Origin of the sequence: Luteimicrobium sp. DT211 (assembly GCF_049844995.1) — a bacterium.
In the GTDB taxonomy this organism is placed as follows: Bacteria; Actinomycetota; Actinomycetes; order Actinomycetales; family Cellulomonadaceae; genus Luteimicrobium.
The window spans coordinates 68,902-83,629 of sequence record NZ_JBNCMC010000009.1 but is presented as its reverse complement, the minus strand read 5'-3'; the positions used below and the strand labels follow the sequence as shown (position 1 = coordinate 83,629).

General features: G+C 74.2%; 9 protein-coding genes and 1 pseudogene. 6 read left to right on the top strand and 4 right to left on the bottom strand.

All coding sequences use genetic code 11. The features are described from left to right. The first annotated feature begins 39 nt into the window (after positions 1–39). Positions 40–666 carry a 2-phospho-L-lactate guanylyltransferase gene (cofC, locus tag ACLQ14_RS16850; protein WP_425815126.1) on the top strand — a complete coding sequence of 209 codons (627 nt, stop codon included), beginning with the start codon at positions 40–42 and terminating at the stop codon, positions 664–666. Between the two features lie 119 nt (positions 667–785). Here cofC and cofD read toward each other — a convergent pair whose 3' ends face one another. The 4 genes and pseudogenes from cofD to ACLQ14_RS16830 all read right to left on the bottom strand — a co-directional run bounded on the left by cofD (position 786) and on the right by ACLQ14_RS16830 (position 4,847). Beyond that, positions 786–1,859, bottom strand: a complete 1,074-nt coding sequence (gene cofD / locus ACLQ14_RS16845; RefSeq protein ID WP_425815124.1) for a 2-phospho-L-lactate transferase — start codon at positions 1,857–1,859, stop codon at positions 786–788. A gap of 284 nt (positions 1,860–2,143) precedes the next feature. Next, positions 2,144–2,698 (bottom strand): annotated as a pseudogene (locus ACLQ14_RS16840) (ABC transporter ATP-binding protein); the annotation flags it as partial. After that, the gene (locus tag ACLQ14_RS16835) at positions 2,695–3,777 is read right to left on the bottom strand and encodes a putative F420-0 ABC transporter permease subunit (RefSeq protein ID WP_425815122.1); all 1,083 of its coding nucleotides are present in this window, start codon (positions 3,775–3,777) and stop codon (positions 2,695–2,697) included. The gene ACLQ14_RS16835 and the pseudogene ACLQ14_RS16840, both read right to left, overlap by 4 nt. 8 nt (positions 3,778–3,785) lie before the next feature. After that, the gene (locus tag ACLQ14_RS16830; RefSeq protein WP_425815120.1) at positions 3,786–4,847 is read right to left on the bottom strand and encodes a putative F420-0 ABC transporter substrate-binding protein; all 1,062 of its coding nucleotides are present in this window, start codon (positions 4,845–4,847) and stop codon (positions 3,786–3,788) included. Positions 4,848–5,046: 199 nt separating this feature from the next. Between ACLQ14_RS16830 and ACLQ14_RS16825 the strand changes: the two genes are divergently transcribed. The 5 genes from ACLQ14_RS16825 (at position 5,047) to ACLQ14_RS16805 (ending at position 14,453) form a co-directional block, all read left to right on the top strand. Next, entirely contained in the window at positions 5,047–5,835 is a 789-nt protein-coding gene (locus ACLQ14_RS16825) for an SDR family oxidoreductase (RefSeq protein ID WP_425815118.1), read from the top strand. Positions 5,836–5,956: 121 nt separating this feature from the next. After that, positions 5,957–8,341 carry a glycosyltransferase family 29 protein gene (locus ACLQ14_RS16820; RefSeq protein ID WP_425815116.1) on the top strand — a complete coding sequence of 795 codons (2,385 nt, stop codon included), beginning with the start codon at positions 5,957–5,959 and terminating at the stop codon, positions 8,339–8,341. Continuing rightward, positions 8,338–9,423 (top strand): polysaccharide pyruvyl transferase family protein, encoded by a 1,086-nt coding sequence (locus ACLQ14_RS16815; protein ID WP_425815115.1) that lies wholly within the window; start codon positions 8,338–8,340, stop codon positions 9,421–9,423. Before ACLQ14_RS16820 ends, ACLQ14_RS16815 begins: the two co-directional genes overlap by 4 nt. A 267-nt stretch (positions 9,424–9,690) precedes the next feature. Continuing rightward, complete coding sequence (ileS, locus tag ACLQ14_RS16810) at positions 9,691–13,065, top strand: isoleucine--tRNA ligase (RefSeq protein ID WP_425815113.1); 3,375 nt, start codon at positions 9,691–9,693, stop codon at positions 13,063–13,065. Next, on the top strand, positions 13,062–14,453 hold the full coding sequence (locus tag ACLQ14_RS16805; protein ID WP_425815111.1) for a bifunctional folylpolyglutamate synthase/dihydrofolate synthase: 1,392 nt from the start codon (positions 13,062–13,064) through the stop codon (positions 14,451–14,453). Before ileS ends, ACLQ14_RS16805 begins: the two co-directional genes overlap by 4 nt. The last annotated feature ends 275 nt before the right edge of the window (positions 14,454–14,728 follow it).

The window sequence follows — 14,728 nt, the reverse complement described above, 5'->3', positions numbered from 1 at the left end:
CGGCGCCCACCACGCGCGGGCGACGGGAGAATGGGGGGCATGACCTCGCCCGCGTCCGGTTGGACCGTCGTCGTGCCCGTCAAGGGCGGCCCGGACGCCAAGTCCCGGCTGGCGGAGCGCCTCGACCCCGCGGCACGTCGCGCGCTCGCCGACGCGCTCGCGCTCGACACGCTCGACGCCGTGCTCGCGGCGCGGTCGGTGGCGTGCGTCGTCGTGGTGACGGGGGAGCGCCGCCTGCTCCCGGGGGCCGACGACGGCCCGCGCGTCGTCCACGTCGACGACCCCGGGCTGGGCCTGGGTGCCGCAGTGCGGGAAGGGATCGGCGCCGCACCGGACAGCCCGTGCGCGGTGCTCCTCGGCGACCTCCCGGCGCTGCGGCCCGAGGACCTCGACGCGGCGCTCGCGGACGCCGCCCGTCATGAGCGCGCGTTCGTTCCCGACGCGGACGGCACCGGCACGACGCTGCTCACGGGGCGCACGCCCGCCGCGCTGCGTCCGCACTTCGGTCCCGGTTCGGCGTCCGCCCACACCGACGCCGGGCACGTGGCGCTCGACGCGCGCCCGAGCCTGCGACGCGATGTCGACACCGCCGAGGACCTCGACGACGCGACGGTGCTGGGCGTCGGGCCGCGCACCGGTGCGTTCCTCGCCGCGCGCGTCGTCTGAGTGGCAGGCGGTGCGTCGACGCCGACCCTCGCGCGTCGAGAAGCCGAGATCCGTGCGTGGGAGCGGCACGAGGAACGGATTCCGGCTTCTCGCGGGACGATGCCGGGCGTGCGGCGTCGTCAGGACGCCAGTGAGGCGACCCGGTCGCCGAGACCCGCGAGCTCGAGCGCGGCGACGACGATGGCGTCCGTCGCCGAGAGACCGTTGGGTCCGAGGTCGTCGCCCATGAGCAGCGGCAGCGCCCGGGCCTCGATGCCCGCGGCCGCCAGGGCGGGCACTGCGTCGGCGTCACCGGTGTCCACGAGCCACCCGTCGAGCAGCCCGCCGGCCGCCCGCGCTCCGTAGTGCTCGCCGACGGCGAGGGCGGACGTCTCCACCCCGATGGTCGTCAGGCACGCGTCCGCCACGCCGCGCACCGGCGCGCCCCCGACGATCGGCGCGACCCCGACGACGGGCGCCCCCGTGGTGCGCAACGCCTCGCGGATCCCGGGCACGCCGAGCACCGTGCCGATCGACACCACGGGGTTCGACGGCGGGAGCAGGACGACGTCGGCCGTCGCCAGGGCGTCCAGCACGCCCGGGGCGGGTCGCGAGTCCTCCACACCGACCTGGACGAACCGCCGCGCGGGGACGCCCGCGCGCAGCCGCACCCACCACTCCTCGAAGTGCACCAGGTCGGTCTTGCCGGGCCCGCTGTCCAGTTCCACGTGCGTCTCGACGCTCTGGTCGCTCATCGGCAGCAGCCGCGCGCCGAGGTCCCAGCGCCCCGCGAGGCGGGCGGTGACCTCCGACAGCCCGAGCCCGCGACGCAGCAGCTCGGTGCGCGCCACGTGGGTCGCGATGTCGAGGTCGCCGAGCGTGAACCACGGCCAGCCGAGCCCGTACGCGTGCAGCTCCGCGGACACGCGCGTCGTCTCGCCCTCGCGGCCCCAGCCCTGCTCCGGGTGGACCACGCCCGCCAGCGTGTACATCACCGTGTCGAGGTCCGGGCAGACGCGCAGGCCGTCGAGCCACATGTCGTCGCCCGTGTTGACCACGACGGTGAGCTCGGCGGGCACGCCGCGTCGCCGCAGCAGGTCGCGCAGCCCGCGCGTGAACCGCGCGCCGCCGACGCCCCCCGCCAGCAGGGTCACGCGGAGCGGCCGGGCAGCGTCGGGCTGCCCGACGGCGTCGGGCGGGGTGGTGGGGCTCACGGTGCCTCCGGGGGAAGGAAAGGGGCGGCTCAGGACTCGGTGTAGGCGAGGACGGGGCGCCCGGTGCGGGGGTGGCGCAGCACGTCGACGCGCACCCCGTAGACGGGCTCGAGCACCTCGGGGACGAGCACGTCCTCGACGGTCCCGGCAGCGACGACGCGCCCGCCCGCGAGGAGCACCACGTGGTCGCACGCGTGCGCGGCCATCGTCAGCTCGTGCAGGGCGGTGACCACGCTCACCCCGTCGGCGGCGAGCTTGCGCAGCACGGTCATGGTCTCGAGCTGGGCGCGCACGTCGAGGTGGTTGGTGGGCTCGTCGAGGAGGAGCAGCCGCGGCTGCTGCGCGAGGGCCCGCGCGAGGTGGACGCGCTGCCGCTCGCCGCCGGAGAGGGTCGTGACCTCCCGGTCGCGCAGCGTGGCCGCGCCGGCGGCGTCGAGCGCGTCGAGGGCGACCGCCCGGTCCTCGGCGCGTGGGCCCGCGAGGAACGAGCGGTGCGGGATGCGGCCGAGCAGCACGGCGTCGAGCACGGTGATGGGGAGGTCCGTCGCGGCGTCCTGCTCGACGAGCGCCACGGACCGCGCCCGCGCCCGCGGCGAGGCCGCGTGCAGGTCGGTGTCGTCCAGCAGGACGGTCCCGTCCTCCGGCCGCCGGACCCCGGCCAGCAGCCGCAGGAGCGTCGTCTTGCCGGACCCGTTGGGGCCGAGGAGGCCCGTGACCGTCCCGGGCGGCGCGGTCACGTCGACCCCATCGACGAGCAGGCGGTCGCCCGCGCTCCAGCGCAGCCGCTCGGCCTGCAGCCCGCCCGGGGAGCGTGCGCCGTCGTCGGACCGGAGGCTCATCCCCGACCCCTCCCTCGCCACAGCAGGAACGCGAACACGGGCGCGCCGACGGCCGCCGTCATGACGCCCACGGGGATCTCGCGCGGCGCGAACACCGTCCGGGCGGCGGTGTCCGCCCAGACGAGGAAGCTCGCCCCGAGCAGCCCGGACAGCGGCAGCAGCAGACGGTTGCGCGTCCCGACGACGAGCCGGACGGCGTGCGGCAGCACGAGCCCGACGAACCCGATCGACCCGGACTGCGACACGAGCGCGCCGGTGAGGATCGCGACGAGCACGAGCAGGATCCGCCGCGCCCGCTCGACCGGGACTCCGAGCGCGGCGGCGGCGGTGTCGCCGAACGTGAACGCGTCGAGCAGCGAGCCGCTGGCGGCGAGCACGCTGCCGAGCACGAGCGTCGCCCCGCAGGTCACCGCGACGGACGTCCACGTCGCGCCCGCGACCGAGCCGAGCAGCCACGAGAGGATGTCCTGGTAGGAGTCGCCGGTCGACGTCCAGAAGATCACAAAGCTCACCCCGGCCGACGCGAGCTGGCTCACCGCGAGCCCCGCGAGCACCGTGCGTGACGGCGTCAGCCCGCCCGCCGCGCCCGCGAGGCCGAGCGTCGCGAGCAGGGCAAGGAGGGCGCCCGCGAACGCGGCGACGGGCAGCACGGGCGCGACGCCCAGGCCGAGCACGCACACCGCGCCGAGGGACGCCCCCGACGACAGCCCCAGCAGGTACGGGTCAGCGAGCGGGTTCCGCGTGAGCGACTGCATGACGACGCCGCAGACCGCCAGCCCCGCGCCCACGCCCGCCGCCGTCAGGACGCGCGGCAGGCGCAGCTCCCAGACGAGGCCGTCCGGCAGCGGTGCGAGCCGTTCGAGCCCGAGCGGCCCGTCGAGCCGCAGGTGCTGCGCCACGGAGCGCCACACGTCGGACACCGGCAGGTGCGCCGGGCCGAGCGTGACGGCGACCGACACGGACACCACGAGCAGCACGGCGGCGCCCACGAGCCAGACGGCGGCGCGGGGCGCGCGCGCACCGTCCGGCGCAGGGGTGTGCTGCGCCGTCGGGCGGCCGGTGGCGACGGGAGTGGTCACGGGGGCCGTCACGACCAGTCGAGCTTCTTCAGGTCGGCGGCGAGCTGCGTCGCGGCGTCGACGTTGCGCACCCCGGCCTCGGTGCTGGCGAACGGCAGCACGACGTAGCGGTGGTGCTTGACGGCCTGGAGGTTCTTGGTCGCGGCGTTGGACTCGAGGTAGTCGATCTTCGCCTGGGCGGTGTTCCACGACGCGTCGACGAGCACCAGGACGTCCGGGTCGGCGGCAATGATCTTCTCCCACGACAGCGGCGTCCAGGTCATGTGGACGCCGGCCGCGACGTTCTTCAGGCCGACGGCGTTCATGATCATCTCGGGCGCGCCGATGCCTGCGCCGACGTACGGGGTGCCGTTGCCCGACGACCACCACAGCGCGGTGTGCCCGCCGCCGTCCTTCGGGACGGCCGCGAGCTCCTTCTTCTGGTCGGCGACGAGCGCGGCGGCCCGGCTCTGCACGTCGAAGACGCTGCCGACCTCGGTGATCTCGGCGAACACGTCGTCGAACGTGAGCGGGTCCGGCTGGTAGGCCTTCTCCTGGCACGCCGACGGCGACACGTACGTGTTCACGCCGAGCTTGGCGAGGGTGGGCCGCGCGCCGGCACCCTGGGCGGAGACGTTGGACTCCCAGCCCGCGTAGACGAGGTCGGGCTGGAGCGCCAGGACCGCCTCGGAGCCGGGGACCTGCGAGGCCATGGGCGACGTGATGGCCTTGTTCCCGGCGGCGGCCACCGTGAGCGAGTCGGGGAGCGGGCCGTCCAGGAACGCCGACCCGACGACGTGGTCGCCGAGCCCCAGGGCGAGCATCATCTCGGTCGTCGACGACTTGATCGTGACGACGCGGTCCGGCGCGGCCCGGAACGTGACCTTCGTGCCGCAGTTGTCGAGCGTGACGGGGTAGGAGGTCCGCGGGCCGGTGTCGGCGGGGGCCGGGCCGGCGGCCGTGGGGCTGGTGGACGCGTCGCTCCCGGAGGAGCAGGCGGCGACCGCGAGGGCGACGACGGCGCCCGCGACGACGGCGCCGACGAGGGCGCGCGCGCGAGCACGACGGGGCGGTGAGGGGACGGTCGACAAGGACGGAGCCTTCCGGCGGCGGGGACGGTGCGGTGCGTGAACGGCAGGCCCGTGGCGGGCGCCGGGCCCACGACGACGGCGCAGGCCGGGGACACGCGGTCCAAGTCCGGGCCGCCGCGACGAGCCAGGCACGGCTCGCGATCCCACGATCAGCCTAGTCGCGCTCGCGCCCTGGCGGGAGCCGGGTAGCGTTCCGAGCATGACTGAGAATCGGACGACGACGGCGGGCAGCGGCCCGCACGGGCGGGCGCGGCGCGCGGTGGTGACGGGGGCGTCGTCGGGCATCGGGGCGGCGAGCGTCGCGGCGCTGCGTGCGGACGGCTGGGACGTCGTCGCCGTCGCGCGCCGCGAGGACCGCCTGCGGGAGGTGGCCGACCGCACGGGCGCCACCTACGTGGTCGCGGACGTGACCAGTGACGACGACGTGGCGCGCCTGGTCGAGCAGGTCGTCGCCGGCGGGCCGGTGGACGCCCTGGTGAACGTGGCCGGTGGGGCGCTGGGCGTCGACCCGGTCGCGCAGGCCGACCTCGAGCAGTGGCGGCAGATGTACGAGCTCAACGTGCTCGGCACGGTCCGGATGGTCCAGGAGCTCCTGCCCGCGCTGCGCGACGCGGAGGGGACGGTCGTCGTGATCACGTCGACTGCCGCCCACGAGCCGTACGAGGGCGGCGGCGGCTACGTGGCGGCCAAGACGGCCGAGCGGGTCGTCGCGCGCACCCTGCGGTTCGAGCTCGTGGGCGAGCCCGTGCGCGTGATCGACATCGCGCCCGGGATGGTCCGGACCGAGGAGTTCTCGCTCGTCCGCTACGGCGGCGACCAGGCCAGGGCCGACGCCGTGTACGCGGGCGTCCCCGGGCCGCTCACCGCCGACGACGTCGCCGAGGCCGTGCGCTGGACGCTGTCGCTCCCGCCGCACGTCGACGTCGACGAGCTGGTCATCCGTCCCCGCGCCCAGGCGTCGGCGCAGCGCGTCGACCGGCACGCCTGACGGGGCCCTGCGTCGGCCCGCCACCGGCGGGCCGTGTCGTGTTCACCTGTCGTTCGCCGTCCGGTCGGGCGGGTCCGCCTACGATCCGCGGACCCACCCCGCTGTCGGCCGAATCGGTGAGATGAACCAGAAGCTCAAGAAGGTCCCGCTCGTGCGCGCCGCCGCGTGGCGGATCCGCGCCCTGGACAAACGACTGTTCGGGCACGCCGCCCGCGTGGCCGCCGACCGCGGCCGCGGCGGCGGCAAGGGCGCCTACGTCGACGACCTGGCCCTCACACGCGCCGAGTGGCGCGACCAGGGCGCGACGCCCGCGCTCGTGGCGCGCGCGCGCTCGATGAGCCTCAACTCGGTCGCGTGGACCGTGCTCCCGACCAAGCTGTGGCTGGTGTTCTGCGGTGCGCTGCTCGAGGCCGGGGACCGCGACGGCGCCGAGCGCCTGGTGCGCACGCTGCTGCTCAAGCGTCCCGAGGACGTCGACCTCCTCGCGTCCTGCCTCCCGGTCGCGCGGTGCGCGCGCGACCTGGGCGTGCCCGACGCGGACGTCGCGCGGGCCGCCGACGCCGCCGACGTGCTCGCCGGCAACGTCGCGGACGACGTGTTCGGGCGTCTCGTCGCCGGGCGCACGATCGCCGTCGTCGGCAACGGGCCCGGGTGCCTCGGCGCCGGGCGGGGCCCGGAGATCGACGCGCACGACCTGGTCGTCCGGTTCAACAACCACCCGAGCGGCTACGAGGCGGACTACGGGGCTCGGACGGACGTGTGGGTCCGAGGCGCCCACAAGGACGTGCGGGACCGCCCCGAGATCGAGGAGCTGCAGCTGGTCCTGTGGGAGATGGACTTCTTCCGGAACCTCCTCGAGGTCCCGGAGCACGGCGACATCCTGCAGCGCGACACCCAGTTCTCGCCCGAGAAGGTCACGCACGTCCCGACGGCGGCCAAGCAGTCGTTGCGCGACGCGTCGGGCCTTCTCCTCCCGACGAGCGGGGCCCAGCTCCTGTGGATGCTCCACCAGGCGCGGGGCGGGCTCGACGGCGTCGACGTGTACGGCTTCTCCACGATCGACGGCAGCGAGGAGCTCGGCCACTACTTCGACGGCCTGGGCGACATGGGCCACCGGCACGACGCCGACGGCGAGGGCGCGTTCCTGCGCGGCCTCCTGGCCGCCGGCTCGCAGCAGTCGGACGGCGCAGCGGACGGCATGACCGACGAGCTCGCGGTGCGCCGCTCGGCCCGGGACGCCGTCCCGCACGCCGGCGAGGTCACGGTGGTCAGCTGCGCCTACCGGCAGTACGACCCGGCCACCGGCAAGACGGGCGGGCCCGGCGGCGTCCTCGCGACGCAGCGGCTGGCGCTCGGCGACGAGTACCGCGGACAGCGGCTCGCGTACCTGTTCGACGAGGGCGGCAAGGGCGCGCTTCGGGACCGGCTGGCCGTGCAGCTCGCGGGGCTGAGCGCCAAGGTCGCGGACATCGTCCTCGGGGCCGAGTACGTCCGGACGTCTCCCGAGGTCCTGCGGGCGCGGGCGGAGGGGCGCAAGCTCCTGCTCGTCTGCCACGAGCTCGGGACCGCGTACGGGGCCCACCTGCTCGGCGTGCCGTACGTGCTCGTCTACCACCAGCAGGGCAGCACCCTCCAGGAGATCCGGTCGCTCGGCCGGCAGCCGGGAGCGCACGAGGCGCACGTCGCGGACCGGCTGGAGCGGCTCGTCCTGGAGAACGCCGAGCGGGTCTACTTCCCGAGCCTCGGCGCCCGCGAGGCCTACCGTTCGACGTCGCGGATCGACGAGGCCGGCCATGTCGAGCTCGCCGACACCGCGCTGTACAACACGGTCTCGGCCGTGGACCACGGCGAGGACGACGGCGACCGTGCCGCCCTGCTCCGTACGCTCGCGCACGAGCTCAAGCTGCCCGAGAAGGACGACCGCACCGACGTCTTCGTCAGCGTCGGCGACTTCAACAGCGACAAGGGCCTGGACCGCGTCCCCGCGCTCCTCGACCGCTACGCGGAGCTCACGGGCCGGCAGGTCGTCTGGGTCGCCGTCGGCGCGGCCGCCGACCGCGCCGAGTTCCTCGCGTTCCGCGACGCGCAGAAGAGCCGGCGGTTCGTCGCCCGGCTGTTCGGCGAGCGGATGACCCACGACAAGCTGCTGGCACTCCTCGACTACGCCGACTACTACGTGATGCTCCACCGCAGCTCGATCTTCGACCTCGCGACCCTCGAGGCGATGCGCGCGGGCAAGGCGCTCGTCCTCTCGCCGGTCGGCGGCAACCTCGAGGTGGACCTGGACGGCAACGTCCTGTTCGTCGACGACGCCACGATCGACGACGCGTGCCGGGTCATCGAGAGCCGCGACGCGGTCGCCTGGGGCGAGCGCAACCGCCGGGTCTTCGAGGACCACTTCTCGCTCGCACACTTCGCCGAGCGCTACCGGGCGATGCTCGACGAGCAGCTCGACGCGCTGCTCGACCCCGCGCCGTCCGACGCGGCCGAGGGGCAGGCGTCGTGAAGCGCGCGCTCTGGATCACGTGCGGGCCGCGCGGCAACGCCGGCGACGCGCTCCTGTACGAGGTCACGCGGTCCCTGTTCGACGGGCTCGTCGACCTCGACTTCCGGCACGTGAGCGACACGTCGTACCTGCGCCGCGGCGACAGGCGCACGGACAACGTGATCATCGGCCCGGGCGGGCTCTTCGTGCAGACCAACTCCTCGCGCCACCTGCACGCCAAGCTCGCCAAGCAGTGGGACGCGTTCGAGAGCAAGAAGTTCTTCCTCTGGTCGACCGGGATCCTCCAGCAGCCGTCCGAGGAGGAGCTGCCGGCGGTCCGTCGGGTGACCTCGCGCTCCCGGCAGATCGTGGTGCGGGCGACCAAGGAGGCGGAGCTTCTCCGCGCGATCGGGCCCGTCACCGACCCGGTGTGGGCGCCGTGCGCGTCGCTGTTCACCGACCGCCTGCTCGACGTGCCGAAGACCGTCCGCGACGTCGTCGTGCTCAACCTCGACGCGTTCCTGTTCACGGCGGAGAACGCTGCCGACCACCCGCTGCGCCGGTTCGTCGACCACGCGAACGCCCAGGGCCTCGAGGTCAGGTCGATGGTCAACGCGTCGGGCGACTTCAACCCCTGGCTGCTCGACCTCGTCCCGCCGATCGACATCGACGCCGCGCCGTTCAAGGCCGCGCTCGACGCGCAGCTGCCCGCCAAGGACTTCCACCGGACGTTCAACGAGGCGCTCGCCGCGCACCCGTCCTACGGGGCGCGCTACACGTCGTGCCGGTTCGCGTTCGGCAAGCGCCTGCACGGCTGGCTGCCGTTCCTCGCGTTCGACCAGCCCGCCGCGTTCGTCGGGATGCAGGCGCGCCGGGGGATGCCGCGCGACTACTTCGGAGACGACACGTTCCTGTGCGCCGTGCCGCGCCGGAACCCGATGTCTGGCGCGCAGCTGGATGCGACCGCCGACGCGATGGTCGCCAAGCTCGACACCTTCATCCGGGACGAGGACATGCTGTCGGCGCGGATCGCCGAGCGTCGCGAGGAGCTCTGGGCCCAGCTCCACGGGCAGGCGCGGGCGCTCGCCGACGCGCTCACCTGACGCGACGACCCGTCGCGGCTCGCTAGGATGGGCGGCACAAGGCGTCGACCCGGCCATCACCGGCGAGCCTCCGGAAGAACGGCCGCCGCGACGGGGCTCAGTAGAACCGGACGGGAGGGCCCGTCACAGCCCTGAAGGAGCGGTCGTCGGAACGCCGGCGACAAGCGGGGTGGTACCGCGGTCCGCCGCCGGGCAACCGGTCGGCAGGTCGTCCTCGCAGCACCGCCGCACGCGACCACCCTCTCCACCGCTCCGGGAGCCGAACCGATGGCCCAGTATCCCCAGCACCGCTCCGGCGACGACGCGCGCGTCCCCGCCTCGCCGAACCTGCCCGCCGTCGAGCAGGCGAGCCTCGCCTTCTGGAAGGCCGACGGCACGTTCCAGGCGTCGATCGACCAGCGGCCGGCGGGCGAGGACGGCAGCAACGAGTTCGTCTTCTACGACGGCCCGCCCTTCGCGAACGGCCTGCCGCACTACGGCCACCTCCTCACCGGGTACGTCAAGGACGTGGTGCCGCGCTACCAGACGATGAAGGGCCGCCGGGTCGAGCGGCGCTTCGGCTGGGACACGCACGGCCTGCCCGCGGAGCTCGAGGCGGAGCGGATCCTCGGCATCACGGACAAGTCGCAGATCGACGAGATGGGCATCGCGGCGTTCAACGAGGCGTGCCGCGCGTCGGTGCTGAAGTACACGAAGGAGTGGGAGGACTACGTCGAGCGGCAGGCCCGCTGGGTGGACTTCGAGCACGACTACAAGACGCTCGACGTCACCTTCATGGAGTCGGTGCTGTGGGCGTTCAAGCAGCTCTACGACAAGGGTCTCGCGTACGAGGGCTACCGGGTTCTGCCGTACTGCTGGCGCGACGAGACCCCGCTGTCCAACCACGAGCTGCGGATGGACGACGACGTGTACGCGTCGCGCCAGGACCCCGCTGTCACGGTCGGGTTCCGGTTCGCGGGCGCCCGGGACGGGTCGGCGGCAGCGGCGCTGACGCCCGAGGTGCGTTCAGTCGTCGACGGCGCCCTCGTGCTCGTGTGGACCACCACCCCCTGGACGCTGCCCTCGAACCTGGCGGTCGCCGTCGGGCCGGACGTCGACTACGTCGTCGTGCAGGCGCAGGACGGCTCGCCGTTCGCCACCGAGCACCCGGGGGAGCGCGTGCTGCTCGCGCAGCCGCGCCTCGGGGCGTACGCCCGCGAGCTCGGCGAGGAGCCGACCGTCCTCGCGACGGTCCGCGGCGCGGACCTGGCGGGCGCGACGTACCACCCGCCCTTCGACTACTTCGCGGGCCACGAGAACGCCCACCAGGTGCTCCTCGGCGACTTCGTCACCACCGAGGACGGCACCGGCGTCGTGCACATGGCGCCCGCGTTCGGCGAGGACGACATGGCGGCGTGCGACGCGGCGGGCATCAAGCCCGTCGTGCCCGTCGACCAGCGCGGCCGGTTCACGAACCAGGTGGGCGACTACGCGGGCGAGCAGGTCTTCGACGCCAACCCGATGATCATCGCGGACCTCAAGAGGGTCGCCGGGCCCGTCGAGCGCCGGGCGGCGGACGAGCGCCCCGTGCTCGTCCGGCACGAGACCTACCAGCACTCCTACCCGCACTGCTGGCGCTGCCGGAACCCCCTGATCTACAAGGCGGTGTCGAGCTGGTTCGTGCGCGTCACCGAGTTCCGCGACCGCATGGTCGAGCTCAACCAGGAGATCTCCTGGACGCCCGAGCACATCAAGGACGGGCAGTTCGGCAAGTGGCTCGAGGGCGCACGCGACTGGTCGATCAGCCGCAACCGCTACTGGGGCTCGCCCATCCCCGTGTGGCAGAGCGACGACCCGGCGTACCCGCGCACCGACGTGTACGGGTCGCTCGCGGAGCTCGAGCGCGACTTCGGGCGCCTGCCCACCAACGAGGCGGGCGAGCCCGACCTGCACCGCCCGTTCATCGACGACCTGGTGCGCCCCAACCCGGACGACCCGACGGGCCGCTCGACGATGCGCCGCATCCCCGACGTGTTCGACGTGTGGTTCGACTCGGGCTCGATGCCGTTCGCCCAGGTGCACTACCCGTTCGAGAACACCGAGTGGTTCGAGCACCACTTCCCGGGCGACTTCATCGTCGAGTACGTCGGCCAGACGCGCGGCTGGTTCTACCTGCTGCACGTGCTGTCCACGGCGCTGTTCGACCGCCCCGCGTTCCGCACGGCCGTCTCGCACGGCATCATCCTGGGTGACGACGGCCGCAAGGCCAGCAAGTCGCTGCGCAACTTCCCCGACCCCCGCGAGATGTTCGACGCCTACGGCTCGGACGCCGTCCGCTGGTCGCTCATGAGCAGCCCGGTGCTGCGCGGCGGCAACCTCGTGGTCGCGGAGGACAGCATCCGCGACTCCGTCCGCCAGGTCCTGCTGCCGCTGTGGAGCACGTACTACTTCTTCACGCTGTACGCGGGCGCGGTGAACGGTGGCGAGGGCTACCTCGCGCGAACGATCGGCGCCGACGGCGGTAGCTCGCCTGCGAGCCTCGGCGCGCTCGACCGGTACGTCCTCGCGCGCACGCGCTCGCTCGTCGGGCGCACCACCGAGCTGCTCGACGCGTACGACGTCGCGGGGGCGTGCGAGGCCGTGCGCGAGCACCTCGACGTGCTCACCAACTGGTACGTGCGCACGCAGCGGGACCGGTTCTGGGCCGAGGACCGCGCCGCGTTCGACACGCTCTACACGGTCCTCGAGCTCCTCACGCGGGTCATGGCGCCGCTGGCGCCGCTCGTCACGGAGGAGGTCTGGCGCGGGCTGACGGGAGGGCGCTCGGTGCACCTGGCCGACTGGCCCACCGTCGACGAGCCGGCGCTCGCGGGCGTCGGCGACGCCGCGGCCGAGGCGCTCGTCGCGTCGATGGACGAGGTCCGGGCCGTCGTGTCCGCCGCGCACGGCGTGCGCAAGGCGCACCAGGTGCGGGTGCGGCAGCCGCTCGCGCTGCTGACGGTGCTCGTCGCCGAGCCGGGGGCGCTCGCACCGTACGCGGAGCTGATCGCCTCCGAGCTCAACGTGAAGGCGGTCGAGCTCGGGGGGACATCGGACACCGGGTCGGGCGCCCCCGCGGCCCGCTTCGGGATCAGCCAACGCCTCGCGGTCAACGCGCGGGCCGCCGGGCCGCGCCTCGGGCGCGGGGTGCAGGCCGTCATCAAGGCCGCGAAGGCGGGGGACTGGTTCGTGTCCGACGGCGACCGGGTCGCGGTCCGCACGCCCGACGGCGACGTGCCGCTCGAGCCCGCCGAGTACGAGCTGAGCACGGTCGTCGGCGGCGGGACCTCCGAGGGCGCGGAGGAGAACGTCGGCGCCGCCGTGCTGCCGGGCGGCGGGTTCGTCGTCCTCGACCTCGCGCTCGACGACGCCCTGCGCTCCGAGGGCTACGTGCGCGACCTCGTGCGCGCCGTCCAGGACGCGCGCAAGGCCGCCGACCTCGACGTGGCCGACCGGATCGACCTACGCGTCGAGGTGCCCGCCGAGCACGTGGCCGACGTCGAGGCGCACCGGGAGTTCCTGGCCGCCGAGACGCTCGCCACGAGCCTCGACCTGGCCCCGCTCGCGGACGTGGCGCAGGACCGCGCGCCGGTCGTCGTCGTGAGCCGGGCGGTGCGGTCATGAGCCCGCGCAAGGGCGGCGCGGCCGAGACGCCCGCGGACGCCGCCGCCCGGGCCGACCTCGACCGGATCTGGGCGCACATCGTCGCGCGGGCGCCGGAGCACGACTTCGACCCGACGCTGGCGCGCGTCGCCCGGGTGTTCGAGATCCTCGGTGACCCGCAGCACGCGTTCCGCTCGATCCACCTGACGGGCACCAACGGCAAGACGAGCACCGCCCGGATGGCCGAACGGCTCGTGCGCGAGCACGGACTGCGGACCGGTCTCTTCACGAGCCCGCACCTGTCGAGCGTCACCGAGCGCATCCAGATCGACGGCGAACCGATCTCGGCGCAGCGCTTCGTCGACACCTGGAACGACGTGTTCCCGTACATCCAGATCGTCGACGGCGAGCTGGAGGGCTCGGGCCAGTCGCAGCTGTCGTTCTTCGAGGTGCTGACCGTCGTCGCGTTCGCGGCGTTCGCGGACGCGCCCGTGGACGTGGCCGTCGTCGAGGTCGGGATGGGCGGCGAGTGGGACTCGACGAACGTGATCAACGCCGAGGTCGCGGTGGTGACGCCGATCGCGCTGGACCACCAGCGCTGGCTCGGCAACACGGTGGGCGAGATCGCGAGCGTCAAGGCCGGGATCATCAAGGACGGCGCGACCGTCGTCACGGCGGAGCAGTCCGAGGAGGCGGCCGAGGTGCTGGCGGACGCTGCGGCCGCTCGCCACGCCCGGCTCCTGCGCGAGGGCGACGAGCTCGCCGTCCTCGAGCGGACGGTCGCCGTCGGCGGTCAGATGCTCACGCTGCGCACCGCCGGCGCGGTCTACCAGGACGTGTACCTCCCGCTGTTCGGCGAGCACCAGGCGCACAACGCGCTGCTCGCGCTGGCGGCCGGCGAGGCGCTGCTCACCGGTGGGCGCGCGCTGGACGGCGCGGTCGTCGAGGCCGCGTTCGGGGACGCGACGTCGCCCGGCCGGCTCGAGGTCGTGCGCTCGTCGCCGACCGTCGTCGTGGACGCCGCGCACAACCCGGCCGGCGCGGAGGCGCTCGTCGCCGCGCTCGACGAGGCGTTCGCGTTCACGCGCCTGGTGGGCGTCGTCGGGATCCTCGGCGACAAGGACGCCGAGGGCCTGCTCGCGGTCCTCGAGCCTGTCCTGGCGGAGGTCGTCGTCACCCAGTCGTCGTCGCCGCGCTCGACGGCGCCCGAGGACCTCGCCGAGATCGCGAGCGACGTGTTCGGCGAGGACCGCGTCCACGTCGCCGACCAGCTCTCCGAGGCCCTGCAGATCGCCGTCGACCTCGCCGAGGCCGGCGACGAGACAGGCGTCGGCACCGGCACGGGCGTCCTGGTCACGGGCTCGGTCATCATGGCGGCGGACGCCCGGACCCTCCTCGGCCGCGGCTGAGGAGGGTCCGCGGCGGCGGGAAGGGGCGCACGGTCTTCCATCCGCCTCGCTCGTTCCTCGCTCGGCTCCCGCCAGACCCTCCACGACCGTGCGCCCCTTCCCGCCGCCGCTTCTCGTCGGTCACCTCCGGCGGGGGTCCGTGCACGTTCTCTCGGGCGCCGGGCGCGAACGCGCACGCCGGTGTTTGATTGATCCAGGCGGCGGGCACCTGGGGGCGGCGCACCGTCGGCGACGTCGCCCCGGGCACCTCCGGGGCTCAGCACAGCCACGGAGGA

Excerpts from the sequence above, each read along its gene's own strand:
- cofC (WP_425815126.1), top strand. The coding sequence starts at position 40 with ATGACCTCGCCCGCGTCCGGTTGGACCGTCGTCGTGCCCGTCAAGGGC.
- ACLQ14_RS16825 (WP_425815118.1), top strand. The coding sequence starts at position 5,047 with ATGACTGAGAATCGGACGACGACGGCGGGCAGCGGCCCGCACGGGCGG.
- ACLQ14_RS16820 (WP_425815116.1), top strand. The coding sequence starts at position 5,957 with ATGAACCAGAAGCTCAAGAAGGTCCCGCTCGTGCGCGCCGCCGCGTGG.
- ileS (WP_425815113.1), top strand. The coding sequence starts at position 9,691 with ATGGCCCAGTATCCCCAGCACCGCTCCGGCGACGACGCGCGCGTCCCC.
- ACLQ14_RS16805 (WP_425815111.1), top strand. The coding sequence starts at position 13,062 with ATGAGCCCGCGCAAGGGCGGCGCGGCCGAGACGCCCGCGGACGCCGCC.